Origin of the sequence: Fluviicola sp. (assembly GCF_039596395.1) — a bacterium.
GTDB lineage: Bacteria > Bacteroidota > Bacteroidia > Flavobacteriales_D > Crocinitomicaceae > Fluviicola.
The window spans coordinates 1,133,183-1,159,240 of the sequence record NZ_JBCNJT010000002.1 but is presented as its reverse complement, the minus strand read 5'-3'; the positions used below and the strand labels follow the sequence as shown (position 1 = coordinate 1,159,240).

24 protein-coding genes are annotated in these 26,058 nt (G+C 43.2%); 14 read left to right on the top strand and 10 right to left on the bottom strand.

Translation table 11 applies throughout. The features are described 5' to 3' along the window. Nucleotide 1: 1 nt before the first annotated feature. From ABDW02_RS13915 to ABDW02_RS13895, 5 genes are all read right to left on the bottom strand, one after another. Entirely contained in the window at nucleotides 2-1,318 is a 1,317-nt protein-coding gene (locus ABDW02_RS13915; protein ID WP_343635426.1) for an FAD-dependent monooxygenase, read from the bottom strand. Between the two features lies 1 nt (nucleotide 1,319). Beyond that, nucleotides 1,320-2,363: a squalene synthase gene (locus ABDW02_RS13910; RefSeq protein WP_343635424.1), complete on the bottom strand. Its 1,044-nt coding sequence runs from the start codon at nucleotides 2,361-2,363 to the stop codon at nucleotides 1,320-1,322. Between the two features lie 373 nt (nucleotides 2,364-2,736). Further along, nucleotides 2,737-3,099 carry a VOC family protein gene (locus tag ABDW02_RS13905; RefSeq protein ID WP_343635422.1) on the bottom strand — a complete coding sequence of 121 codons (363 nt, stop codon included), beginning with the start codon at nucleotides 3,097-3,099 and terminating at the stop codon, nucleotides 2,737-2,739. A 16-nt stretch (nucleotides 3,100-3,115) separates the two neighbouring features. Further along, the gene (locus tag ABDW02_RS13900; protein WP_343635420.1) at nucleotides 3,116-4,411 is read right to left on the bottom strand and encodes a short-chain dehydrogenase; all 1,296 of its coding nucleotides are present in this window, start codon (nucleotides 4,409-4,411) and stop codon (nucleotides 3,116-3,118) included. A gap of 73 nt (nucleotides 4,412-4,484) precedes the next feature. Then, on the bottom strand, nucleotides 4,485-5,159 hold the full coding sequence (locus ABDW02_RS13895) for a hypothetical protein (protein ID WP_343635418.1): 675 nt from the start codon (nucleotides 5,157-5,159) through the stop codon (nucleotides 4,485-4,487). Nucleotides 5,160-5,342: 183 nt separating this feature from the next. On the opposite strand from ABDW02_RS13895, the gene ABDW02_RS13890 reads away from it, so the two are divergent. From ABDW02_RS13890 to ABDW02_RS13830, 13 genes are read left to right on the top strand one after another with little or no spacing between them, the layout of a single operon-like run. Further along, the gene (locus ABDW02_RS13890) at nucleotides 5,343-6,263 is read left to right on the top strand and encodes a hypothetical protein (RefSeq protein WP_343635416.1); all 921 of its coding nucleotides are present in this window, start codon (nucleotides 5,343-5,345) and stop codon (nucleotides 6,261-6,263) included. Continuing rightward, entirely contained in the window at nucleotides 6,260-7,495 is a 1,236-nt protein-coding gene (locus ABDW02_RS13885; RefSeq protein ID WP_343635414.1) for a hypothetical protein, read from the top strand. The genes ABDW02_RS13890 and ABDW02_RS13885 overlap by 4 nt, the downstream gene beginning before the upstream one ends. Then, nucleotides 7,477-7,818 (top strand): hypothetical protein, encoded by a 342-nt coding sequence (locus ABDW02_RS13880; RefSeq protein ID WP_343635412.1) that lies wholly within the window; start codon nucleotides 7,477-7,479, stop codon nucleotides 7,816-7,818. The genes ABDW02_RS13885 and ABDW02_RS13880 overlap by 19 nt, the downstream gene beginning before the upstream one ends. After that, nucleotides 7,815-8,300, top strand: a complete 486-nt coding sequence (locus ABDW02_RS13875; protein ID WP_343635410.1) for a hypothetical protein — start codon at nucleotides 7,815-7,817, stop codon at nucleotides 8,298-8,300. The genes ABDW02_RS13880 and ABDW02_RS13875 overlap by 4 nt, the downstream gene beginning before the upstream one ends. Then, a complete protein-coding gene (locus ABDW02_RS13870; protein WP_343635408.1) occupies nucleotides 8,285-9,373 on the top strand; it encodes a type II secretion system F family protein in 1,089 nt (362 codons plus the stop codon). The genes ABDW02_RS13875 and ABDW02_RS13870 overlap by 16 nt, the downstream gene beginning before the upstream one ends. After that, a complete protein-coding gene (locus ABDW02_RS13865) occupies nucleotides 9,373-9,783 on the top strand; it encodes a type II secretion system protein (protein WP_343635953.1) in 411 nt (136 codons plus the stop codon). The genes ABDW02_RS13870 and ABDW02_RS13865 overlap by 1 nt, the downstream gene beginning before the upstream one ends. Further along, nucleotides 9,783-10,253: a prepilin peptidase gene (locus ABDW02_RS13860; RefSeq protein WP_343635406.1), complete on the top strand. Its 471-nt coding sequence runs from the start codon at nucleotides 9,783-9,785 to the stop codon at nucleotides 10,251-10,253. Before ABDW02_RS13865 ends, ABDW02_RS13860 begins: the two co-directional genes overlap by 1 nt. Next, nucleotides 10,246-11,655 carry a GspE/PulE family protein gene (locus ABDW02_RS13855; protein ID WP_343635404.1) on the top strand — a complete coding sequence of 470 codons (1,410 nt, stop codon included), beginning with the start codon at nucleotides 10,246-10,248 and terminating at the stop codon, nucleotides 11,653-11,655. The genes ABDW02_RS13860 and ABDW02_RS13855 overlap by 8 nt, the downstream gene beginning before the upstream one ends. Continuing rightward, entirely contained in the window at nucleotides 11,655-13,562 is a 1,908-nt protein-coding gene (locus ABDW02_RS13850; protein ID WP_343635402.1) for a type II and III secretion system protein, read from the top strand. Before ABDW02_RS13855 ends, ABDW02_RS13850 begins: the two co-directional genes overlap by 1 nt. Further along, on the top strand, nucleotides 13,562-14,716 hold the full coding sequence (locus tag ABDW02_RS13845) for a hypothetical protein (RefSeq protein WP_343635400.1): 1,155 nt from the start codon (nucleotides 13,562-13,564) through the stop codon (nucleotides 14,714-14,716). The genes ABDW02_RS13850 and ABDW02_RS13845 overlap by 1 nt, the downstream gene beginning before the upstream one ends. Beyond that, a complete protein-coding gene (locus tag ABDW02_RS13840) occupies nucleotides 14,713-15,252 on the top strand; it encodes a hypothetical protein (protein WP_343635398.1) in 540 nt (179 codons plus the stop codon). Before ABDW02_RS13845 ends, ABDW02_RS13840 begins: the two co-directional genes overlap by 4 nt. After that, nucleotides 15,230-16,222 carry a hypothetical protein gene (locus ABDW02_RS13835; protein ID WP_343635396.1) on the top strand — a complete coding sequence of 331 codons (993 nt, stop codon included), beginning with the start codon at nucleotides 15,230-15,232 and terminating at the stop codon, nucleotides 16,220-16,222. The genes ABDW02_RS13840 and ABDW02_RS13835 overlap by 23 nt, the downstream gene beginning before the upstream one ends. 4 nt (nucleotides 16,223-16,226) lie before the next feature. Beyond that, on the top strand, nucleotides 16,227-16,721 hold the full coding sequence (locus ABDW02_RS13830; RefSeq protein ID WP_343635394.1) for a hypothetical protein: 495 nt from the start codon (nucleotides 16,227-16,229) through the stop codon (nucleotides 16,719-16,721). 8 nt (nucleotides 16,722-16,729) lie between these two features. On the opposite strand, the gene ABDW02_RS13825 is transcribed toward ABDW02_RS13830, so the two are convergent. After that, entirely contained in the window at nucleotides 16,730-18,094 is a 1,365-nt protein-coding gene (locus ABDW02_RS13825; RefSeq protein ID WP_343635392.1) for a serine hydrolase domain-containing protein, read from the bottom strand. A 376-nt stretch (nucleotides 18,095-18,470) separates the two neighbouring features. On the opposite strand from ABDW02_RS13825, the gene ABDW02_RS13820 reads away from it, so the two are divergent. Beyond that, nucleotides 18,471-20,252, top strand: a complete 1,782-nt coding sequence (locus tag ABDW02_RS13820; protein WP_343635390.1) for a YfiR/HmsC family protein — start codon at nucleotides 18,471-18,473, stop codon at nucleotides 20,250-20,252. On the opposite strand, the gene ABDW02_RS13815 is transcribed toward ABDW02_RS13820, so the two are convergent. From ABDW02_RS13815 to ABDW02_RS13800, 4 genes are all read right to left on the bottom strand, one after another. After that, entirely contained in the window at nucleotides 20,249-21,160 is a 912-nt protein-coding gene (locus ABDW02_RS13815) for an AraC family transcriptional regulator (protein ID WP_343635388.1), read from the bottom strand. The two genes, ABDW02_RS13820 and ABDW02_RS13815, sit on opposite strands and share 4 nt — an antisense overlap. A gap of 24 nt (nucleotides 21,161-21,184) precedes the next feature. Then, nucleotides 21,185-22,168, bottom strand: coding sequence for an NAD(P)H-binding protein (locus ABDW02_RS13810; RefSeq protein ID WP_343635386.1), 984 nt, complete (start codon nucleotides 22,166-22,168; stop codon nucleotides 21,185-21,187). Nucleotides 22,169-22,343: 175 nt separating this feature from the next. Beyond that, on the bottom strand, nucleotides 22,344-23,222 hold the full coding sequence (locus ABDW02_RS13805) for an exopolyphosphatase (protein WP_343635384.1): 879 nt from the start codon (nucleotides 23,220-23,222) through the stop codon (nucleotides 22,344-22,346). Nucleotides 23,223-23,323: 101 nt separating this feature from the next. Beyond that, a complete protein-coding gene (locus ABDW02_RS13800; RefSeq protein ID WP_343635382.1) occupies nucleotides 23,324-26,035 on the bottom strand; it encodes a T9SS type A sorting domain-containing protein in 2,712 nt (903 codons plus the stop codon). Between the last annotated feature and the right edge of the window lie 23 nt (nucleotides 26,036-26,058).

Below are 26,058 nucleotides of genomic sequence, written 5' to 3'. Positions count from 1 at the left end.
ATCAGATCATTGCCGGAACTCCTTCATCCTTTAAAATCGGACGAATAATTCGTGAGGCATTTTTGTATAAGCGTATTTGTTTACCCGGTTTTGTAATAAAATGTATCGGGTGCTGCATGGCCACTTTGAAAAAGTGTTTCAACAGGAATTGTTTGTCCCTGTTTATTCCAGAAAGAATGGAAAGCGGGCCTGTAGCCTGTTCTCCTCCTTTTTGCAAGTATTCAAAGCATGCATCCTTCAATTCATCATTGGTGAACACTTCATACAAAGCGTTTGCCAAAATATTGATGGTCTCTACATTTTTTCCCCGGCTTTTATAATATTCATTAACGGCGGATTCCAATTTCGTTTCATCCTGGAAATCAATTCCAGCCAATTGACCGTTCAGACAAAGAATATCTGAGAAAGTCGCTGTCATTCCACCACCCGTCAACGGATGTCTCATATTTAAGGAATCACCCAAAAGTGCGGCACCTTTCCTGCGGAATGCCTGACCTTTCATGGAATGGTTCGGCATTACTTTAAAAGATTCTTCTTCCAGTGCCTTCAAAAATGAACCGATCATTTCTTCCGGCAATATTTTTACAACGCTTTCTTTTAAACGTTCAATTGACTCTTTACCCATTTTAGGAGCTTTCCCGCCCGGATAGTCGATTAATATGCGGTATGCGTTGGTGTGAATCGGGTAAACCAGGATCGGAAAATCACTGGTAACGATCATGTGACCGTAGGACGGGAATTCCAAATTCAGGTCCTTCAGTACCAATCCCATGAAGTAAGAAGTGACCTTCTTGTTCACTTTGCTCAACTTATCGCGGAGTACAGACATCGGCCCGTCGGAAACGACAGTCAATTTTGCATATTGGGAAACCGTTGTTCCGTCTTCCTGCGTATAGCTTACGCCGATGATGGTGTTATCTTTTTCCAGGATTTGAGTGATATTTCCCTGAACCACTGTAATGTTTTCTCTTTTCTCCAGTTCCTTGCGGATGTTGGTCAGGAATTTCCCGTTTCTCAAACCGATTCCTTTGATGCCTTTTTGGATTTCATCGTAGTTGATCGTAAAACGTTCGTTTCCCTTGATCAGGTTATAACCATTGACTTCCTGTGCGTCGATGCCTTCCAGCAAATGGCTCAATCCCAATTCTTTCAAAGCCAGGATTCCGCCCGGCTGCATTAATTCACCGATAATTCTATCCGGTTCTGTCAGGTCGCGCTCCACGACCAAAATGCGTGTGCCTGCAGGTTGAGAAGCAGCAAACACTCCTCCTGCAACTCCGGCACCAATGACTATAATATCAAATTCACCTGTGCTCATCTTATTGAATTTTGGCTAATATTGATTTGATTTTACCTGTTTTATCCAGTTTCTCCAGACTCTCCAGAATGGCAACGAATTCTTTTTTCGTACTGTTAAAGTCCTGAATAGCGATAAAGTATTTCGCTGTTTTCCCCTTTCTGATTTTTACATTTTTGTGTAAAACATCGGGATTGTTGTACAATTCTTTCAAGGTTGCAATAGCCATCAATTGCGGGATGGCACAAAAACGGAAGACTTGTTGATTTTCCAGGCATTCCAAAAATTCCAGGCAAGCAGGAACGTGGCCAAGCGCGTTTAGCACGGTTTCGTTCAATGCAGCAAGCCCTTTTTCCTCATTTGCCTGTAATTCGTGTAAAGTATTCGCTTTATTTTTCCAGGATTCCTCCGGCCAGAAAATACGCCCCTGCTCCAGATCTTCTGCAAAATCACGAATGATGTTTGTTTTTTGAAGGAACAAGCCCATTTCATTGCTCAGGCTTTTGTTGGCCAACTTATCGCTGGTTTCCAGTTTTGAAGCGAGGAACAACCTGCTCAAACCGATTCCGACCAATCCGGCAACATAATAACAGTAATCGTCCCAATCCTGGTAACTTCCAACTGTTTCATGTGCATACTTGTTCATCCCGATCGCCATTTCATGCGTAATTTCGGTAATGACTTCCTGGTATTGCGGCCCGAGTTTCCGGTATTCGCGGATTACTTTATCGAAATGAAGCATTAAATCCTGGTAATCCTGGGTATCCCCCACATTTTCAAGGGTAAATTCTTCTTTATTGATGCGATCGGCAAAGGTAAGCAGCATTTCTTTCTTGATGGAATTGTCGATGTTCATGTCATCTTCAATGGTATCAAGGCCTCTTAATACGAGGTAAAACAGACAAACAGGATTTTTCAGTTCTTCAGGCAACTGCTGAATCACCACAGCAAAAGAACGTGACACTTTCTTAAGTGCTTCATAGCAATAACTTAGATCATCTGTGGATTGAGATAAATCTTTCAAACGATGCTCGGAAGGTTTGAATTGTTTAAACTCTTTCTTCATCTTCATAAGATAAACCAACTCAGACACATGAAAGGAATAATATGCCACCCTTCTAATCATTACTTTTCCTCATTTTGTAGGGCACAAAAGTACGTACATTTTATAGATCTCTCCTAATTTTAACTTTAAAAACTAATTTTATAGCGTTTATACGCACAGATTCGTTTTTTTAACACGCTTCCAAGCGTCATCCTGTTTAATTCCGAACTTTTTGTTTGAAAGTTATTTCATTCGGCGTGATATCTTGTAGCTTGTTCAATTTCACTTTTCAATGTTGTTTTTCAGGCATATAAGCATTTATAGGCAAGATTAGCGAATAAAAAAAGCATCCCTTTTCGCGATGCTTGATGTGAATTCGGTTTTTAAACGATCATTAGCCGGCAGGTTCCCACAATTCAATTTTAGTTCCTTCCGCATCCAGGATGTGTACGAACTTTCCAAAATCGTAAATCGCTACGTCATCTAAAACCGTTACGCCGTTTGCTTTGAATTTTTCCAAAAGCCCTTCCAGGTTCTGCACCTTGTAATTGATCATGAATTCTTTTTTCGACGGTTTAAAATGGCCTCCTTCTTTTTTGAAAGGCTTCCACTGAAGGGATTCCAGGCTCGCCGATCCCCAATCATTGAATTCAATTCCTAAATTCTCGGTGTACCACTTCTTCGTTTCATCCAGGTTTTCCGTGTAGAAGAAAACTCCTCCTATTCCGGTCACTTTCGGTTCTTTTTGTTCGCTCATATCCTTGTATTTATCTTTAAAAATCAAATAATTCTTTTGCTTCTTCCAGCAACCCTTCTCCTTCTTCACCGGCTTTCTTCGTGGCTTCCTTCAGGGTTTCTCCATTGCTGAAGCCATCAATCTGATCCACTGCATTTTCGAGCACTTCCGTCTTTTTCGCAATTTTGGATGCATTCGGGGTCTTGCTTTTCTTCAGCAATTTGTTCGTATTTACATCCTTCAACCGGTTATACGTGAAAGCACTTGCAATTTTGAGCATGAATACCTTATCGTAAACATCTTTCAGAACCGTTTCGGGATCATCTTTCTTCAGGTATTCGATGGATTCATCGATCAACGCTTTGTCATCATCGGTCAACAGCTTGCTTTTCTTTAATTTTTCCAGGGAGGCAATAGCTTTATCGTTCTCTCCCTTTTCGAGGTGCACATAGACTTCAATAGCCCAAACCGCTTCGTTGTCGATTTTCAGCGTTTTGCAATCCTTCAATACCTGTTCAAAATCCTCCAAAACACGCTCGTGATCTATTTCCCGTTCCATCATCAGGCGGTCTACTCCGCGGTACAAATGGTTCATTGCCCGGAATGCCGCATAAGCTTGTTTTTGATCAAATTGCCCCAGCTGCATGGAATTGATCGTCGCTCTCAAATCCAGGTTTTTATTCTTTTTCAGCCATTCCAGGTTATTGGAATACTCGTTTTCAGATAAATAGTAGAAACCTTTCTGCATAAAGACAAATCCTCTCAAAAACCGCAGATCGCCTTTCAATTCCGAATCCGGCAGCAACTCAACATCTGTTTCCGAGCATTCGTATAACGCGATCTCTGTTCCCAAACTGCTGCTTGTCATAGCCAGAATGGTCAGGAAAGCATGTTCACGCGCTTCCTGTTCGGCTTTCGCCTTCCCTTTGAAATAATGAGCGCTTTTCGTTCCGTCCCAAAACCTGCGAAACGCATCTACGATAACCGGAAATTCGTCTTCATCCGTTTGCGTGACGAACCCATCCATTTGGTCGTAAAGCTGGTACATGGCCCAGTAATCTTTTACCGATAAATCATCTGCACGATTGAGTTTCATGATCTTTTGGACCAGCTTATCCGAATCGCGTTTAAATGCTTTGAATTTGGTAGAAGTTGTGTCGTCGGAAGCATATCCGCGGAACATCAGTTTGACGAATTTGTAAGGAACTACCTTTCCGGAAACCAGGTTCTCGTTCAAGGCAATGCGATCCAACTCGAGCAATTCTTCATCTGTTTTTTCGGAAGAACAAGCAATTAAAAAGAGTAGTAATGAGAGGTAAAGCAGTTTTTTCATCGTTTCCACGGGTAATGAAGCTCGTTTCGTTTCCAAAAATGAAAAAATTAATCGGAGTGACAAGAGTCTTCACTCACTTTAGCACATAGCCCAGGGTCACGAACCAGGAAAACCCGGAAAGTCCGCCAATTTTGTTGGAATATGCCGCCACGTTATTTTGATGTCCCGGCCCGAACCAGGTTTTCCGCCATTTGTCTTTGGTGAGATCGTAGCCGTATTCCGCAACCAGGGAAAGTGCCACCGGCCCCATTTTCACTTTCGGCTGAATCGACAATTTGGGTGCAAAGTACAGGTTTCGCTGCTTCATCCCGGGATTCGTCAATAAAATACGGCCCGCATCAAACCCGAAGTTAAACACCAGGTCGAAGTTCTTTGCCCGTGGAAAGGCATCCAGTCCCAAAAACGTCAGCCCGAAATTGAACCCACCCGATTTAGCCGTCGTGCTGTCGTTGATGGAAATCCGCTGCGGCAAATAGACGCAAATCTGTGCATTCCCGATAAAGTACTTGCCGCCGGTATCAATCGAATCGCCCAAAACAGTAAGTCCAGCGCCCACATACTGCAGCGGCGCCAACCACTGAAAATCCGAAAACGTGCTGTACCGCTTTTCCACTTGCGAACCGAACATCGGCCGGTTCAACGTCCGGAAACCGTAGATCAGGTCCACAGAGGAAATATCCCTGCTGTTTCGCTGGCCAATTGCTCCGAAGCTGAGAAGACATATTAAAAGGACGATCCCGGTTTTCATGGGATTAAAGGTAGGGATAAAATTGGGAGGAGGGGTTGGAGAAGGAAAAAGAGTGAGATCTCAAAATCATTTGCTATAGTCTTATTTGATCTAATCGCTTATTAATACTAATATGCTATATTATACCGTTCGCTTCAAAATAATCAAGCATTTGATATTTTGACTACTTTTATCAAAAAAAATATGAACCAATCAACTAAATTAACAGTCTACACATTGTCTGAACGTCTTGTTTTTCTGGCATTTGCACTGCTTTATTCTTTCGTTGGTTTTTCTCAAAAATTTGAGATCGAAAATAAATTTCACATCAAACAGGATGACAAATCAATCGTATTCCGGGTACTGGATGTCGATGATAGTCAGCTGAAAAAATACAATTCGAAAAAATACTACTACTGGTTTAAGTCTCAGAAAGTTTTGGTCACACAAGGTGGAAGTTCCGGAAGTCTTTTGAACGGTGATTACGAGTCTTTTTACAAAAACAATCAACTCGCTGAAAAAGGGCTTTTTAAGAAGGGATTGAAAGATGGAACCTGGAAATTCTGGAACCCAAACGGAATCCTGATTCACCAGGAAACCTGGTCAAAAGGAACCCAGATCGGTAAGCAGTTGTATTACAATGAGGACGGATTGATCCAAAAAACCATCATCTATAAATCCAACCAAACGGAGATCATTGCCCGGGATACGACCATTCTGAAAAAGAAAAAAACGGTTTTAACTACTGTCGCTGATTCTACCGGCAAACTGATTTCTCAAAGCCGTTATTCGGATTACAAGCTGGACGGTACGCAAATAGCCCGGGATCAAAATGACAGCCTGATCAAAACCGTTTACAAAAAAGGAGTTTTGGTTCCTGAAAAAACCAAAAAGGAAGATGCTAAAACTGCAAAGGGTAGTTCGGAAAAGCTTACGTTCAAGCAAAAAATGAGCAATTTCTGGGAAAAACTGAAGTTTTGGAAGAAGTTTAAGAAAAAGGACAAGTCAGGCGAACCGAAACCTCCGAAAGCGGAAAAACCAGCGAAAGATTCGTCTAAAAAACCGAAGGAGAAAACCCAAAAGGAACCGGATCAACCCAAAGAAAAGAAAAAACGCACGGAATGATTCGTGCTTCCGCCATATCGTACGCCATCGTTTTTGCACTATTCATCGGACTTCTTGCTTCCAGTGTCTTTTTTATTTTCAGTACGCAAAAGCGCATTGAAATTCATCACACCGGGCAGGAACACCTGTTATTGGATTCGCGCCAGGCTATTCAATTAGGCCTGCAAAAAGTCAAGGTCAACGACTCGCTTCGCTTTATTCACTTAAGCGGGGATACCAGCCTGATCCGCAAGTCTCTTTGGGGATCTTATTTGCTGATTACCAGTAAAACCTATAAAAACCAGCGCAGCATCACGCGATCTGCATTGATTGGCAGTGAATTTGAAGAATCGATTCCCTCCCTGGTTATCCGGAATGGTTCCGATGGATTGAAAATCGGGGGCGAAACCTTCATTGAAGGAGATGTTTATGTACCCAACAAACGGGTCGACCGTTCGTATATCGGAGGGAAAAATTACACCAACCCGGAACTGATTTCGGGAAAGGTGGAAGATGTCAAAGAATTGCACCTGAATCTTTCCAAAAGCTTTGAAAATATTTCGACTGTCTACTTTACCGGCAACATGACTTCCAAACCTTTTGAACCGAAAGATACTACGGTCAGTTTTTTGGAGGAAGGTATTTACTATCAGTCTTTGGAGGCGATTCCGATAACGCAAAAGCTCCAGGGAAAAATCATCATTCAAAGCTTCGATTCATTGGTTGTTTATCCGCAGGCCCGGTTGAAAAATGTAATCCTGATCGCTCCTAAAATTTACATCAAACAAGGTTTTACCGGAAGTTTACAGGCCTACGCTTCGGAACGCATCCTGTTGGAAGATTCTGTGACTTTGAGTTATCCGAGTACCCTGATCATGAACGAAAAAACCGCCAGTTCGACTTATGAACCGCATTCCGTTTACCTGGGACACAACACTTCCGTATTGGGAGGAATTTTACTCACGACCCAGCAATATGATTTCCGGAAACAACCCAAACTGACCATTCAAAAAGATGCCGTTGCGGCCGGAATCATTTTTAATTGCGGAATTACTGAAACGTACGGAGCAATCATCGGTAGCTTAAATACTTCCGAAACCCTGACGCTTGCTGGCGGAGGCTCCTATACCAATCACCTGCTGGATGCCATTATTTCCACCAAGAGGCTTCCGAAAGAGTTTATTTGTCCGGCCTGGCTGGAAATCTCCGATCATTCACGAAAAAAAATCATTTCATGCGAATTAGAAAGCTAAAAGCCTCCAGTATCGCTGAAATTGCAATCGCTCTATCCATTATTGCGATTTGTTTTGCATTGGGTTCGAGACTCTTTATTCAAAGTGCACGTTCTACAGTACAATTCCAGGAAACAATCGAGCAATCCGAATTTCAATCTTTGTTATTCACTTCCTATTCGCTGGATTCAAGTATTTACGATCCGAAACTCTGGAATGACAAGCTGACAACGATCGAAACAACGATTGACCAAAAAGATTCGGTAAAGACCGAACAGATTTCATTAAGAAACAGCATTCAGACAAACTGGATACAGGAATTTACCTGGCCGAAAAAACCATGAGGAACCGGACCAACATACAAGCATTTTCGATTCTGGAACTGGCGGTTGTCCTTTCCCTGACCGGCCTCTTTATTTCCCTGTTCTTCCTTTCGGTCAACAGTTTCAACCGGTCCCTGCAGCAGGAAATCATTATTAAAAATGAACTGAACGGGTTTTTCCAGTTTCGCGCTACTTTCTGGCAGGACATGGAAAAGGCAGATTCATTTGACCTGGCAAAAGATCAACTTACCTGCTTCCGTAATTCGGATTCCATTGTGTACCGCATACTCGATGAAAAATTAAGCCGTTCCTATAAAAATCACGCAGCGTTATTCGATGTAACAGCCCTTTCCATTGAAAAAACAACACTGAATCATCATCCTTTGGTCGATTTCAAGTTGGAATGGAAGAATACCGCATTTTCATTGAGTTATCCGTTACAGAAACAGAATACCAACAGTATCAACACTTATTTTAATCAAAAATCATGGCAGAGGCAGTAGCTAAAACGAGTTTTTTAAAGCGGGATATCGTTTTGGGGAAACCTCTGAACGATAAATTCAAAGAGCATTTCTACGGCGAATTTGCCACGCTCATTGAAAGTGGAATTGATATGCGTCGGGCACTTCAGCTGATCATTGACGAACAGGAGAAAAAGAATGTACGCAGCCACATCGAAACTTTACTCGACGACCTGATAAAAGGGAATTCCCTTTCCGAGTCCATGCAGAAATCGGGTCATTTTACTCCTTACGAATACCAGAGTATCCGCATCGGTGAGGAATCCGGGAGGCTGAAAAACGTACTTTTTTCCTTGTCCAACTACTTTGCTTCGAAGGTAAAGCTGAAAAGACAATTGGTTAGTGTGTTCACCTATCCGGCATTCGTTTTTTCAATCACGGTCGGGGTTCTTTACTTCATGCTGAACTTCGTGGTTCCCATGTTTAAGGACGTATTTAAGCAATTCGGGCAGGAACTTCCCTGGTTAACGCTGAAAATCGTTTGGTTATCGGAAAATTTCGGGTCGTTTATGTTCTGGTTCCTGCTGATCGGGATCGGAACGGGCGTTTACCTTTACTCGCAGAAAAACGAAGACTGGTTCCGGAAATTCAGCGGGAACTTCATTCTTAAAATTCCCATTTTCGGGAAACTGATCCAAAAAATCTACATCGCCCGCTTTTGTCAGAGTATGGCATTGTTGCTCGAGGCAAAAACTCCGCTGGTCAAAGCATTGGATTTGGTCTCCGAAATGATTCGCTTTTACCCGATGCAGCAAATGATTTCAGCTGCCAAAGAGGAGATTTTGGCGGGAAATTCACTGCATGAAGGCCTAAGTAAGTTTGAAATTCTGGATAAAAGATTAATTTCGCTAATTAAGATCGCCGAAGAAATCAATCAATTAGATCAAACTTTCCATCGATTAACCATTCAATACAACGATGAGATTGAATACCGCACAAAGATGATCGGGACCATCATTGAGCCCGCCATCATTGTAATTATCGGTCTAATAGTAGGAGTTATTATGGTGTCCATGTACTTGCCGATGTTTAACCTAAGTAATGTCATTAAATGATGAAGTTGAATAAACATAGAAAACTGAAAGCCTTCTCTCTTGCAGAGATTTTGATTGTTTTGGCAATCATGGGAATTCTATTGATGTTGGTGATCCCCAATCAAAGCGGTATTGCAACACGTACCAAAAGTATGGAGGCTCAGCAGGAACTTCGGATGATCCATAACTTGCAATATGCCTATTTCCTGCAATATTCCAAGTATTCACTGGACACCAAAGAAATTAACTACATTCCGCACAAACTGATCACTGAAGGAGGTACGGCATTGTACCGGATCACGGTGGTGGAAGCATCTCCGTCCGGGTTCAAGGCAAAAGCCGAAGCAGTACAGGATTTCAACGGAGACGGAAAATTCAATATCTGGGAAATAGACCAGGAAGGACAACCTAAAGAAACGCAACCCGATTAATGGTTCTCATTGCTGTCATAGTGATTTTGGCTTCGATCCTTTACCAGGATTTTCGCTACCGGGAAATCTGGTGGTTCACACCTCCTTTGCTTCTGATCGGCGGATTTTTCTATAAATGGCAAACGCTGAACTGGGAACATTTCCTGTTCAACTTTCTATTCATCAGCATGCTCATCAGCTTTTTAGTGGTGTATGTCCGGATCCGTTTCAAATCCAGTAATTTATTCCGGGATTACTTCGGACTGGGCGATGTGTTGGTACTGATGGCCATCACCCCGTTTTTCGGATTTCCGTTCTTCATCTACTTTTTTACAGCCGCTACAATTATCAGTCTGCTGGGATATTTAGTGGTTTCTCTGTTCAAAAAGCAGCAATCAATCCCTTACGCAGGCTATATGTCGCTTTGCACGATCGCGTTCCTGTTGTTGGTTCACTTTAACGTAACTCCTTTTTCCGTTTGGTATGAGTGATTTGAACAACATACAGGTTTCTGCCGAATTGCAGCAGGTCATTCCATCCGATCTGGCATGGCATTACCGCGTTATTCCGGTGGAAATCACGGATCAGGTGGCCAGATTCTATGTTGACAAGGCTCAGAACTTCTCAAACGTAGAGGAAGAACTGAGCGCCCTATTAGGTAAAAACGTGGAATTAACGGAAGGGCCTACCGAAGTCATTCAACGGGCTTTGGGGAAATTTTTCCGGAGAGCGAACCAGGAAAAACAACTGGTCTTCAATGCAAATATTGATTTTGTGGACCGGATTATCCAGGATGCAAACCATTTGGGAAGCAGTGATATTCACATTGAAATCTACGAAGACCGTGCACGTGTAAGAATCCGGATTGACGGCCATTTGATTGAACGCTATTCGATCGATAAAACAGAATATTCGGAATTGATCAACAAAGTGAAGATCCGTTCCAATCTCGACATTTCCGAAAAACGATTGCCGCAGGACGGACGAATCCAATACGAGAACTTCGATATCCGGGTTTCTATCCTGCCTACTTTACACGGAGAAAAGGTCGTGATGCGTATTTTGGGGAAAGATGCTTCTTCCATCAACATTACACAACTTGGACTCACCGAAAACGATTTGCGGAACTACCAGGAAGGAATCAAAAAACCGCATGGAATTGTGCTGATCAGCGGTCCGACAGGTTCGGGAAAAACAACAACCTTGTACGCAACGCTGAAACAACTGAACGACGAAAAGCGGAACATTGTTACTGTTGAAGATCCGATCGAATATACACTCGAAGGAATCAACCAGGTACAGCTAAAAGAGCAGATCGGGTTGACCTTTGCAAGCGCACTTCGTTCCTTTTTACGCCAGGATCCGGATGTGATCATGCTCGGAGAGATCCGCGACGGAGAAACGGCTCAAATGGCTATACGTGCCGCCTTAACCGGCCACCTGGTATTGTCAACGATCCACACCAATTCGGCGTGGGGAACTATTTCGCGTTTGATCGACATGGGAGTTCCTTCTTTCCTGATTGCCAGCACCATCAACACCTCTGTCGCCCAGCGCTTATTGCGAAAACTTTGCCTGGACTGCAAACAGGAAGTAACTACTTCCCCGCTCGATTGGCCCAGAACTTTTGACGAAAAAAATATCCCGGAAAAGGTGTTCGAAGCAGTTGGCTGTGACACCTGCCACTTTACGGGTTATAAAGGAAGAACAGCGATCTATGAGGTCATTCCGATCGATTTCGAATTGTCGGAAAGCATTAAAAACAACGAATCTACTGTGGAACAAAAACTGATCGACAGGAACATTATAACATTGAACAAACAAGCACTTGAATTAATTAAATCGGGCGTAACTTCCCTGGAAGAAGCCTATCCGATACTAACTGAAATCTAATGAAAAAATACCTGCTTATCCTCTTTCTATGCTGTCTTGCCGGTTCACAAACTGCGCTCGCTCAACATTTTACTGAGCCCGTATTGCGGACAAAACTGGATAGTTTGAGTCTCACTTCGAAAGGGTTGAACAACACCTTTCAACTGAATGTGTCAGGTTTGCCTCTTTCGGAGCTTGTAAACTCCATCGCGCTGGAAAACAACCTGAATATCAGCATCGATCCGGCGTTGAACAATGCGGTTTCCTACAATTTCTTCGATGCGAAAGTAAAAGACGTTTTGGTATTCCTTTACGAGCATTTCGACGTTGAATACCGGTTCGTGGGGAATATCCTGGCGATTACCAAGCGGGAAATCCGCAAGGAAATTCCGCAACCTAAGTTTGAAAAGAAAATCGACGTAAAATACAATCCTTCGAACGAGTTCCTGTCTGTGGACCTGAAAAACGACAGTTTATACAAAGTCATGAAGGAAATCAGTTACCTGAGTGATAAAAACATTGTGATCGCTCCGGATGTGCGTGACAAACCGATTACCGGTTACTTCCTCAACAGGCCATTCGACCAGGTGATTGAAATGACTGCAAAAGCGAACGGACTCGAAAGTTCAAAAGATGAAACCGGTATTACCTATATTTTTGCTGCAAAACCTGAAAAAGCGGGTTCTTTGCAAGGAACTAACTCCGGTTTCAAACCAACTACAGATTTTGAGCAAACCGGTATCCAGATCAAGAAAAACGAATTCGGGACATTGGACCTGATTGCTAACAATGCTGAAATGGCCGACATTATCCGCTATGCTTCCCAGGAATTGCTCACTCCTTACTTCTTCTACAACAAACCGGAAGGAAAAGCGAGTTTCCAGCTGCAGCATGTTACTTTCCCGGAAATCCTGGACCTGCTTTTTGTGGGAACCAAATACGCTTACAAAGAAGACAACAAATTGTTCCTGATCGGGGAAAACAAATCGGAAGGTATTCGCGTGACGGAAGTTGTGCGGATGGAAAACCGGACCATTGAAAACGTCAAAACATCTATTCCGAAAGAATTGATGCAGGATCTGGACGTGAACGAATTTACCGAACTGAATGCATTGATCGTAACGGGTCCGGCCAGAAAAGCAAGCGAATTGCGGGCATTCCTTTCTTCCATTGACGTGGTAGTTCCTTTGGTTCAGATCGATGTCATGATCCTGATCTCAGAAAGATCAAGCACCGTTAAAACCGGAATGAAAATGGGACTTGGCGACAAACCGACCGTAACCAGTGGAACTGTTTTCCCAACCCTGGACGTGAACCTGGGAGCAAGTACCTTGAACAACATTCTGAACACCATCAACGGGTTCGGTGTTGTGAACCTGGGAGCCGTAACTCAAAATTTCTACGCTTCCCTTCAATTGCTGGAATCAAACGGGATGATCGATGTGGAAAGTACCCCGAAAATCACGACACTGAGCAGTCATTTGGCAACGGTCTCAATCGGGCAAACCACGTATTACCAGGAACAGCAGGTAAATTTCCAGAATACAGTCGTCAACCAGGGTGTTTTGACTTCCAAGATCTGGAAATCCGTTGATGCGAACCTGACGGTAAAAATCAAGCCTTTTGTTTCCTCAGACGGGAATGTAACGATGGATATCACGTTGACCAACGACGATTTCGACGGGAGTAAAGTGGACCCGACAGCTCCGCCAAATGCTACGAAACAAACTTTCGAATCGGTAATCCGCGTTCAGAACGGAGACGTGGTATTGCTGGGTGGTTTGGATAAAAAACAAAACAACAACAGCGGTGAAGGAGTTCCTTTGTTATCGCGTGTTCCGGTTATCAAGTGGTTATTCAGCAGCAGAAATAAATCGAAGCGAAAGTATAAATTGCACATCATCGTTCGGCCAACGGTCACTTATTAATGAAATTGCCTTTTCAACATAGCGCCCCCAAAAAGTACAACCTGGTTTTGATTCACAATCATTCCGGGAATGCTTTGCTGCACTATGCCGTTATTAGCGGACAAACTACCGCGCACGACCTGGTGTCTTTTGAATCGATGGAAGAAATCCTGAAAAAAGCGGATAAGACCATTCCGTTCATCATTCATGTGAGAGGTGCGGGAATATTGGCTCGCAGTGTTGAAAATGCACCGAATTACAAGGAACGTTTACTGGTTTCGGGAAGAGAAGACGAATTCTATTTTAACAGCTACGAACGATCCGGTTCTATTTTGGTTTCTTTCGCCCGGAAAAATGTGATCGACGAGTTTTTGCAACCGATCGAAGCTGCTAAAGGATTCATTTGGGCATTGTACATCGGGCCATCCATCCTGCCTTTTAGAGTGGAAAAATTGACTACCATCCAATCGGATTATGTGCTTGCTTTTCCGACTGCAGACCAGGTCATTCTTTCGAAAAACGAACAGGAGTTATCCGAAAAGCAGGTTCTGACAGCTTACACGGAAGCCATTATCAACTACACGTTCCAAAAACATACGCATCCGGATCCGTTCTACCAGGCCATTGATGAAGAAACCTTCCAAAAAACGAAATCGAATTACAAAGATTTCAGGCAATTCCGCATTATCGGGTTGAGTATTCTGGGCTTCTTTTTAATTACGCTGACCGTTAATTACTTTGTGGTGAACCACCTCAACCAGGTTGCAGTTGATTACGAAGAAGAAATAGCCGGTTACCAGGATAATTTCGCGGTAATTGACCGCATCAAACAGGAAAAGCAGCGAAAACTGGTCCTGTTCCAAAACTCCGGAATGCAATCCCGTAATCTGCTGTCTTACTATGCCGATGAAATCGGGGTAACGGTTCCCAAAGACATCCAATTCACCGAAATGGAGCTTTTTCCATTGGCGCAGCAACTGAAACCCAAGCACAAAGTGGAAACGGATAATTCCCGGATTATTATTCATGGGATTACCCTGAACAGCAAAATCCTCGATGACTGGATGGAAGACCTGGAAAAAAAGGAATGGGTACAAAGTGTAGAAGTAATCAATTATTCCAGATTGGATGATCGCAATTCAATCTTTCACATCATCATACACATCCGCGAATGACACTTTTTGAAAAATATAGCTACAAACAAAAGAACCTGGCGCTGCTGATCCTGGCAGTACTTCTTTTTGCTGTATCTTATAAAAGAGCATTCAGTAAAACGATTGAAACAAACAATTACATCAACGAACTGGAAATCAAAAAGCAGGAAGCACTCAATTCCCAGAAAGAAATTCAATTGCTGCAAAAAAATGTGGCCCGGTTAAATAAGCTGCTCGGGAAAGAAAACGTTTCAGTGGAAGAAGTACAGCAAGGGTTTCTGAACTTCCTGGCCCAAAGATCTTCCAAAATTGAGGTCAAACAAATCGATGAAGTTTACGGATTTGAACATCCTGATTTCAAAATCAATACCTTTAAGATCGAACTGAGAGGCGATTTTATTTCCGTTCTCAAATTTATATATGCCCTGGAAGGATCTTTTGAAGATGCACGGCTCATCCATTTTTTAATGAGCTCGGAAAAAGATCCGGTAACCAATAAAACAGATTTAACAACTACCTTATTAATTCAGAACTATGTACAAAAGATATATCACTAAGCTACTGGCGATTTTTGTTGCCCTGAGCCTGTTCGGATGCAAGGATTTCATCGAGAAAGACATTTCCGGGGAAACTCCGGTATTGATTCTTCCGGCCAATAATTCCACGATCAACGCAAATCCGGTCCACATCAAATGGGAAGAACTGGAAGGAGCAACCAAGTACCGCATTGAGATCGTTAGCCCCGAGTTTGGGAACATCCAAAGCTTTCCGCTGGATTCGATCGTGACCGGCACCAATTTCTTCTTCGGGTTGGATTCTGCACAGTATGAAATCCGCATTACAGCCATGAATGCCGGTTTCAGTTCCAACCCATCTGCAATCAAACGCTTTTGGGTCGGAACATCACAGGGAAGTTCCAATGGAAGTGTTACGCTGGGTTCACCCGCTTCCGGAGCTTATTTCAATGAAGATTTCACGGGAGTTTTCTCCTGGAACACCCAGTCTTTATCCAACGTTTCGAGCTGTACCTTTGAATTGCATGCAACAGAAACCTTTTCCGGAACCTTGCTGGATATTGCCGATCAGTTAAATTCAGTGACCATCAATTCACTAAACGGTACGCAATTGAACGAAGGAGCTTATTCCTGGGGAGTAAAAGCCTATTTGACCGGAGGCGGTGAAACGAGTTACTCCAAGCGCGTTTTTTACATCGATAAAACAGATCCTGGAAGCGGAACACCGGTTTCACCTGCGAATAATGGAACGGCGCCCGCGGGATCCATTACGTTTGACTGGAATTTACCGGCCGATGTGGGAATCGTTCAATCTCCGGTAGGCGGAAAAGTAGAATTATCCACTTTTGCCAATTTTGCCACCATTTATAAAAGCGGTACAAGTACTTCCAATTCTGTTTCCATCGCCGATATTGTTCCCGGAACGTATTACTGGCGCGTGATATTAATAGATGAAGCAGGGAATGAAGGTCCTGTTCCGACTACAGTTTACAACACCATAACCGTACAATAATCCTTTGAAAAACAAACGCTTCACATATGTTTTATTGGTGGTGGTAGGTTTTATCTACTTCAAACTGTTTGTGCGCATCAGTTCCAATATTACAGAGGAAGGAAATGTACCTGTGGCACAGGTCGATGAAATGAAACTGGAAAATATTCAGCCGAAGAAAAATTTCCATTTAAAAGCGAATTATGCAGATCCTTTTCTGAAAACCGGCCGCATTGCTGTGAAACCTGCTGCAACCGCCGGCAATGAAAATCTGGCTCCTCCGGAACCGCCTAAGAAGAAGGAAAAGCCTCCGGTCTACTGGCCTGCCATTAAGTATTATGGCCTTGTACAGAAAACCACTTCCAAAAAACCGCGGGCATTGATCTCCATCGACGGTACGATGTATAAAATCTATCCCAACGAGGAAATATTTGACGGCATCGTGATCAAATCCATCACGCGCGAGAACATGGTCATTACCTTCCAGAAGGAAACCAAAACCATTTCGCTGAATCCTTAAGAAAAACCTTATTCGGAAATTTTCTTCAACGGTAATTTGGAACCGTTTACCCGCATTTCACATTCGGAATATGTTCCGTTATTCCGTTTGATGAAATCAAAGATAATTCCCTGAGAAGGATTGAAAATCCGGCTTGGGCTTAAAGCATATGTTTCGAGGATCATTTTATTCATAAAGCCGTTTCCTTTGGCAACACGGATCCGCAATTGTCCTTTTGAAAGATCTGCAATGACTTTATAACCCTCTTCCGCATTCTCATAAGTTCCCAGCAAAGCTGCCGTTTCTGCGGTACTCAACGTCACTTTTTTGAAATTCGGAATCTCTACCTGCTTATCAAACAGAATGTCTCCTACAAGGATTAAAATATCATTCATCGGATAAACCGTTCCGTTCTGCAGCAATGCTACATTGATCTTATCTTCCGTAAAATAGGTTGCTGCAGAAGTAAATCCTTCAATTCTTCCGGTATGACCGAATCCTTTATGCTCATCAAAATTAGCCTTCATCAATCCGTAACCAAACATGGAACCTGCCGGAAGCATCTGTTTAAGGCTTTCTTCAGACAGCAGCTTTCCATTGAACAACGCGTACATAAATGTGTTCAATGTTTGAGGATTGGAAAGCAGAAACCCCGAACCATCCGCAATCGGGCATTCCCGGATCTCGTAATCTTCTACCCAATTCTCATTCGAAATATGAAATGAATTTGCTTCATTCTTTTGATAATCCAATAAATGGAATGTTCCGTATACTTCCTTTTGTTCCAGTGAATTCAGGCTGTTTTTCAATACCTCATTATAACCGGCCCCATTCACTTTTTCAACAATAAGTCCCAAAAGAATGTAGTTCAAATTATTGTAAACCGTTTTCAAGCTATCCGGATTTGGTTTTCCTTTATTTACCGTCGCAATCAGTTCGCTTTCCGTTTTTGATTTTCTCAATTCTTCCAGGTCATCAACCCGGTGAAATATCGGGAGCTTGTTTTTATGTACTAATAATTGTTCGATGGTAACTGTTGAAGCTCCATTCAAATCCGGGAAAAATTCCACAATAGGTTGTTTCAGGGAAAGTTTACCCGATTCTACGGATTTCATAATCAAAAACGCTGTAAAAACTTTGCTGATTGACCCGATCCGGTAGTGTGTTTTTTCCTTTGAAGCAGGAATGTCTGTTCCGTTTTTCTTGTTGGAGATACCGTAACACTTCGCGTATACTTCTTTTCCGTCTTTGAAAATGCTGATACTTCCCATGGACATCTGATTTTCATTCAGCTGATTGAACAGCGAATCCAGCAAGCGCGTTTTTTGAGCACTGAGCTGAGCAAATGTCTGACCAGATAAAAGCATTAAGCATACAAGAAGTTTCTGTTTCATGATTGAATGAATTATGCGATAAGCGGGTAAAAATAATCATCCGGACTTTAAACAGACACGGTATCCGAAATTATTCCTGTGAAATTCAACACTTTTAGTAAGCGATTCTCTGCACTATTCCATTATAATGTGAATTTTAACTTTCAATCGCTCACTGATCGTTACTAAAGACACATTGCGGAACTTAAAGGAATCTGTTTCAAGCGGGCTTAGCACCTGTTTCTGCTAAATCGAAGCGAAAAAGAAGAGAAAAACCCCGGATTATTTAACCCTTTCTTATTACAGAACTTTTCCGCCATAACTTTTGTTTTTCATACCTTTGTGCCAATTACACTCTTACATAAACCGTTTCGAACAAATTTTTTTGATCGTGGACATGAACAGTATACCTTATAACGGCTCATTCGCTAAGCGATTGAAGTACCTGCTTGCATTTTTACTCGTAAGTTTTGCTTCGGATGCTTCTGCACAATTTTCACGATCCGACGAATCCGTTGCCACCAGCCTCTATCCGATCATGCTGAATACAAGCTGGGAAAATCAGGCTTCTTTCCAGACTTTTCAAATCGGAGTGCTCGACAGCGATACTTCGTTTTACAGCATTCTTCGCAAAAAATACGAGGGAATTTCTCTGAGAGGAAAGAGAGTCAACGTGGTCCACTTCAAAAGTCCGGATGCGATCAGCGCCACACAGGTGCTTTGTGTCGATAAAAAGTTCAACAAGAAAATCGAAAAAATTGCCAAAGCAATTTCAGGAAATCCAACACTTTTGATCACCAATTCGTGCAAGGACGATGATTATGTGATGGTCAACTTCAACGGCCGCCTGAAAAAAGACGATTTCACCGTGAACCAGGCCAACATGGAAAAAGCCGGGTTGAAACTCACCAATCAATTCGAGCAATACATGGAAGGAACCGTTCAGTGGGAAGAATTGCTGAACGAATCGACTGAAAAGCTGGAAAAAGAGCGCGAAAAAGTTGCGGCTAAGGAAGAAACCATTAAGGATCAAAAAGCGAAGATCAACTACCAGAAACTCACGCTCAAAGAGAAAATGAAAATGCTCGATGAGCAAGGCACCATCCTGGAAGAACAGGCGCAAAAACTGGAAGACCAGGCAAAAGCCATTTCAGACCAGGAAGATATTTTATTCGAACAGAAACGCAACATCGAGGCGCAAAAAGGCCAGATCAACGAACAGCTGCAAAAACTGGGCATGCAGCGCGTGATTCTCATCATGGCACTGGTTGTACTGGTACTGATTCTTGGGATTGCCTATATTTTGTACCGAAATGCTGTGCAGCGTAAAAAATCAATCCGTGAACTTTCCGAACAGCACGCTATTGTGAGCAGCCAAAAAGACCAGATCGAAAAGATCCTGTTCGAACTAACCGATAGTATCCGCTATGCATTGCGCATTCAAAATGCGGTATTACCGGACGAACAAACGATTCGCGGCACCATTCCGGGTGATTTCTTCGTGATGTACAAACCGAAAGACATCGTGAGCGGGGATTTCTTCTTCGTGGACCGCAGAGGCGACTGGACACTGGTTGCAGTAGCAGATTGTACCGGTCATGGTGTTCCCGGAGCTTTTGTGAGCATGTTGTGCATCAGCTTGCTGAATGAGATCGTCAAACAGCAGGAAATAACGCGCGCAGACATCATTTTGAATGAATTACGCGACAAAGTAATTGATTCCTTGCAGCAAAAAGGAATCCAGGGCGAACAAATGGACGGAATGGACATTTCCCTCTTATTGATCAACAACAAAACATACAAGTGTCACTGGTCCGGTGCCAACAACCCGTTGTACATCGTTTCTGCGAAAAGCAACAAGCTGGAAGAACTGAAACCGGATAAGCGCCCGATTGCGATCTACCCGGATATGAAGGAATTCACCAATCACGAAATGGTGGCGAATAAAGGCGATGTCTTCTACTTATTCACGGACGGTTATTCCGATCAGTTCGGAGGTGAAAGAGGGAAAAAATTCATGAGCCGTAACTTCAAGAACCTCCTGGCAGAAAATGCCCACAAACCGATGAATGAACAAGGGAAGATCCTGGATTCAACCATTGAGGCATGGAAATCTGCGTACAGCGAGGATTTAGAACAGGTAGACGATATTACGGTTCTTGGAATACGGATCGGTTAATGAAAAGACTGCCTGAATTCCAGCGGGCTTAATCCCGTTTTGCTCTTAAAAAGCTTACTGAAAGATTGCGTATACTCGAAACCGAGCCCGTAAGCTATTTCAGAAACTGTAAGCCCAGTAGTAGACAGCTTTTCTTTGGCTTTTTCAACTACTTTCCCGTGAATGTGCTGCTGGGTGCTCAAACCCGTAGTCACTTTCAGTACATTACTCAGGTAATTCGGAGAGATATTCAGTTCAGCTGCCAAATCGTTTACCGTAGGTATGCCGGCTTCGGCCAGATGAATATCCTTGAATTTGGCATCCAGTAATTTTTCGAGGCGATCAAGTAATCCATGATTGCTGATCTTACGCGTAAAGAACTGTCTTTGGTAAAAGCGCTCTGAATAACTTAATAAAGATTCCAGTTGAGAAACAATAATGTGTTCGCTGAACTGATCCACATTCGCACGATATTCCCGCTCAATATTCGTTATGAACTGCACAAGTACCTGTTCTTCCTTTTCAGAAATAAATAAGGCTTCATTTACCGCATAATCAAAAAACCCGTACTGACCGATTGTCTTTGCAAGCGAAGTTCCCCACATAAAATCCGGGTGAATCAAAATCATCCACCCCTTGCTTTTAAAACCCTCTTCAGCCTGGAAGGAAAACACCTGCCGGGGAGCTAGGAAAAACAACATGCCGTTATCAAAATCGTACTGCTGCTGGCCATACTTATACTTCACGTTTCCGCTAACCGTTTCTTTTAATGAGATCATATAGAAATCAAACACCACAGAAACGGCCTCATCTCCCGAATACGCAGGAACCTCTTCCAGATTGATCACACTGATCAGCGGATGCTCCGGAGCTCCGATTCCCAGAATGCGGTGATATTCTTCGATCGTTTTTATGTGATATGGACTCATTTTCAGTTATTCGGTGATTCTTTATCAGGAATCTTTCCTGAAATGTACTGCAAATTCCTGAGCAAAATCCCTCATTTTTACCTTTCCCAACTGAGCCGGTCTGTTTTTATAATAATCTTCGAAAACACTGCCGTCGTGCATCACCTTGTTCATTTCTGTAAATTCGAGCGCAATGTTCTGAGGAGCACCAAATTGCTTCATGGCTGAAGTCATTTGTTTATCACTGATCAGTACCCATTTTAAATAAGGTTTACCGACTGCCGCTCCCAAAATAGATGCGACTTCCTGGCAGGTAAGCTCTTCGCTGGCAACATACCTGATTTTGCGTCCGTTGAAGGAGGAACACAATTCTTCGGAAACTGCTTCGGCAATATCATGCGGAGAAACCCAGGGCACTTTATCTGCTGCTCCGTAATTGGAAAGAATAATCCCGCTATATCCCTTCAACAAGCCTTTTAGTCCGTAATGACGCAGCGTAATCAATTTACCCACGAAACCGGCTAAAAATCCCCGACCTTTGATCATGTCAGTGAATGCGTACAAATTGTAATCAAAAGAACCCGGGCGTATATGCGTCAAAGCAATCTCCGAAGGAAGTTCTTTGAAAACCTGCTCAACCAGGTAATGAAAAACCAGCAGCCCGGTGTGCGCTTTCTTTTCTGCACCCACGCTGCTCAAATGCACCACCTTTTGAATACCATTTTCCTGAATTGCATGTACATAATTTTTAGCGATTTGTACTGCTTCTTTTTTGTAATCCGGTGCAGCAGCATCGAAAAACCGAAAGGGAGGCAGCATGCAATAAGCCGCATCGTGTCCTTTAAAAGCACTTACCAGAAACGCTGCATCTTCTACTTTCCCGATTTTCGCCGTAGCTCCGAGCGCTTCAATTTCAGGAGTTCTTTCTGCATTGCTGGAAATCACCGTTACGGCGTGGTTTTGACTTACCAGCAATTTCACGAGCGGTTTGCTGATATGACCCAAAGAACCTGTTACTATAACTTTCATACTTTGATTTTTATAATACAAAGTTGATCTTTAACAGTTTCTTACCTGTGTTCAAATCTAAGGTCGTTGTGTGATTATTTCATTTTTTAAAAAATGTGAGGAATGTCGGAAAACCACAGGAAGATTTGCCCAGCGTAGAGAATTCCACACTCAAAACTCACACTCCATACTGATTTTACACTTTCTTCTTATGCAGATCGTAAACGATTCCGTCCGACAAACCGATCTTGGGAACGTACATTTCCTTGCATTTAAGCGCATTCATACAAAAACGGAAGATTTCCAGTGCCGGAACAATTACATCCGCTCTATCGGGCTTTAGCTGGAAGAGATCCATACGTTGACCCACACTTAACGGCTCCAGTTCTGCATACAATTTATTCATGGCTCTCAGAGTAACCGGAGCTTTTTCCTTAAAACCTAAAATCTTGTGGATCTTGTTGATATTCCCGCCTGTTGCGTAGACCAGATGCGGATTGTCCTCCACATGCTCTTTGATCCAGTCTTTGAGTTCGCGCCAGTCCTTCTTATCGACTTTGTTTTTGAGCATACGCACCGTACCGATATCAAAGCTTTTGGCTGCCACACGTTTTCCGTGCTCAAATACGTTGATTTCTGTTGATCCTCCGCCGACATCGATCACCAAATAGGATTCGGAGCGCGCAATATCCAACAGCGCAAACGTTCCGAAGATCAGGCGGGCTTCTTCATCTCCGGAGATGATTTCGATTTCGATGCCTGTATTCCGTTTAATCTGGCGTATGACTTCCGTTCCGTTTCCGGCATCACGCATTGCACTCGTTGCGCAGGCACGGATCGCAGAAACATCAAAAATATCCGCAATGAGGCTGAAAGCTTTCATGGTCTTAATGAACTCTTCGGCTTTTTTCACACTGATCTCTCCGGAATCAAACACTTCGCCTCCCAAACGCAGGGGAAGTCGCGTATAAGAGATCTTCTTGACATACGGATGCCCGTTTTCCTTGGCGATTTCACCAATGAGCAATCGAGCTGCATTCGATCCGATATCTATGGCTGCGTATTTTTTCGGCATGAATTCCGAAATTAGCGAAAATGCTTTAAATCCCTTCACTCTTTCAACAAAAAATGCCGCCTCCCGGAGAAGACGGCATTTTAAAAATCAATGGACCGGTTTTATTTAACGATCACTTTTTCTACAACGCTTCCCTGAGCATTGCTAAAGTGAAGGAAATAGATTCCCTTTGCCAAATGAGAAACTTCCAATTGTGTTTCCGTATTCATAGACAAAGAAGATGCCGGGTAAACCATTTTCCCATCTTCGGAGATCATAGAGAACGTTACGTCTTTTCCGGTTTTAATCATCACTACCGAATTTGCAGGGTTCGGATAAACTTCCAATCCGAAATCAGCCAATTCTTCGATTCCTGCACAATCTTCTACCGTAATTGTCTGAGAGATCGCGTCTGAACATCCGTTGGAAGTTACCGTATAAGTAATGGTTTGCAAACCTACTCCAGCTGTTGCAGGGTCGAAATTTCCTCCTGTTACACCTGCACCGCTATAAGTTCCTCCGGCTGGAAGACCTCCAGTCAGGCCAAATGACGGATCCTGAATACATACATTCGTAAATGCTGCAAGTGAAGCTGTCGGAGCTGCATTCAAAGTAAATGTAGAAGTTGCAGATCCCATACATCCGTTTGCATCCGTATAGTTATAAGTCAAAGTGATTGAACCTGCTGTTAATCCGGCCGGATTAAAAGTAGAACCTGAAACTCCTGTTGAACCGGAGAACATTCCTCCTGCAGGAGAAGCACTCAATGTTACAGGGCTTGCATTGTCACACAAGTTTCCAACCGGAGTAAATGTTACTGTAGGGTTTGTATTGAATACCACAGAAGCAGTTCCTGTACCTGCAGCAGAACATCCGCCCATGGTCACGTTTGAAACCGTATAAGTTCCGTTTGCAGTTGCAGTAATTACATACGGAGAAGCAGTAACTCCCGTAACAGTTGTTGGTGTTGTACCGTCAGAATATGTAATATCCCATGGGCCCGCTCCGGTCAAAGCAACGTTTACCGGGAAAGAACCTGTACCACATTGTGTTCCGCCACCTGAAACAGCAGCAGTTGGTGTAGCAGCGATCGTTACACTGAATGTCTGAGCATCTGCCGGACAAGAACCGTTGGCAGCAATCGAATTTGTTACGGTATAAGTTCCCGCGTTACTGGAAGCTAAATTGATCACTCCTGTAGAAGCATTGATCACCAATCCTGCAGTAGAACTGAATGATCCTGCACTTGCTCCCGCACCGTATACCGGGCCAGGATTCGTTCCGTTCGTACAGTAGCTGGTTTGCGGGTATGTAAATGTAGCATCCGGAGCTCCTGAAATCACAACCGTTTGAGTACTTGTATTCGGACAAGATCCGGAAGTAGTATAAGTCACCGAATAAGATCCGGCAGTACTTCCTGCCACGTTGATCTCCCCTGTTGAAGTATTTGCAAATACCAGTCCCGCCGGTGTAGCAGAGAATGTACCCGCTACGGAAGTAGTTGGGATCTGGTTTGGAGAAGCATCACAAATAGAGTTGGTCGGATAAGTATAAGTAGCATTATCCAACGGATTAATGGTAATTGTTTGTCCTGCTGAAGCCGCGGAAGTACATCCGGTTGCTGTTGCCGTAACGGTATAAGTTCCTGCTGTGCTTACTGTAATGGATTGGGTTGTTGCACCGTTTGACCAGGTATTTCCTGTAGCAGCAGATGAAGTGAGGACTACACTGCCCCCCGGACAAAATGCAGTTGGCCCGCCAGGCGTAACTGTAGGAACTGCAGGTGCAGGGTTCACAGTAATGGTGTGTGTGGTGTTGTCCACGCAGCTGTTAAAGAATCCACCGATTGTTACCAGCATCACGTCGTAAGTTCCTGCAGCCGGATGTGTATAGGTCGTTGTACCGTTCCAGATATACGGCGACATGTTATCCATATCGTAGACGTAAGTAGAATCCGACGTTGCTAATCCGAAATAAGACATAAACACGTTAAAGTTCGACATTCTGTTACCCAGGATTGACGTTGGGGTTGTTCCGTTTGTGTAAGTAACCGGTGTTCCCTGGCAAACTGTAGTTGCAGAAGTAGTGAATTGCGTATTGATGGAGTAATTCACGATCGGACCAGCCAATAATTCAAAATTGTATGGGCCGGGAGGAAGTGTTGTACCATTTCCGGGGAAATTCGTTGCATCATTTGTCAACACCGGAACACTCACATAAGCACCGGCAGAATTCGGGTAATAAGAGGATTTGTAGCGTAAAAAGTCTTCATCGTAAGTTTGTCCCGGAGCAAGATCCGTCACATAGAAATTCAAAATACTGTTTGCATTGGTCGGTGTAAGAACAATGGCATAATTTCCTGTAACCGTAACCGGAGAAGCGAAAGTTACATAGCGATAACCGTATGCCGTAGCAGTAATGGTAACATTGCCACTTCCAACTAAGGTTGTCGGTACATTGGAAGCATTCACGTTGTAAATCGCCGCATTTACGATAACTGATGCAGCACCTGTTGTGGCTTTCGCACCATAGAATTCAATCCCGGTAATTGTCAAACTTCCGGAATTCAGATAGGTTTGGGAAATCGACTCGTTATCCGATGCGTACGCATTGAATGTGTAAAAATTGTCTGTTCCCAAAATCTGCTCTTTTGCCTGCGGATACCGCAATGTATCCTGACAAATTAATGTTTTAACCTGTGATGGTGAGGAAGAAGTTGGCACTTGTCTGAGTTGAGGATTTGAAACATGACTTAACCCCATTTTAGCGCCCTGTTGCGCAAAACTCCAAGTACCTCCCGCCAGAAGCGAGAGAACCAGTAATGATTTTTTCATAGTAAGTTAATAAATTAATGTGC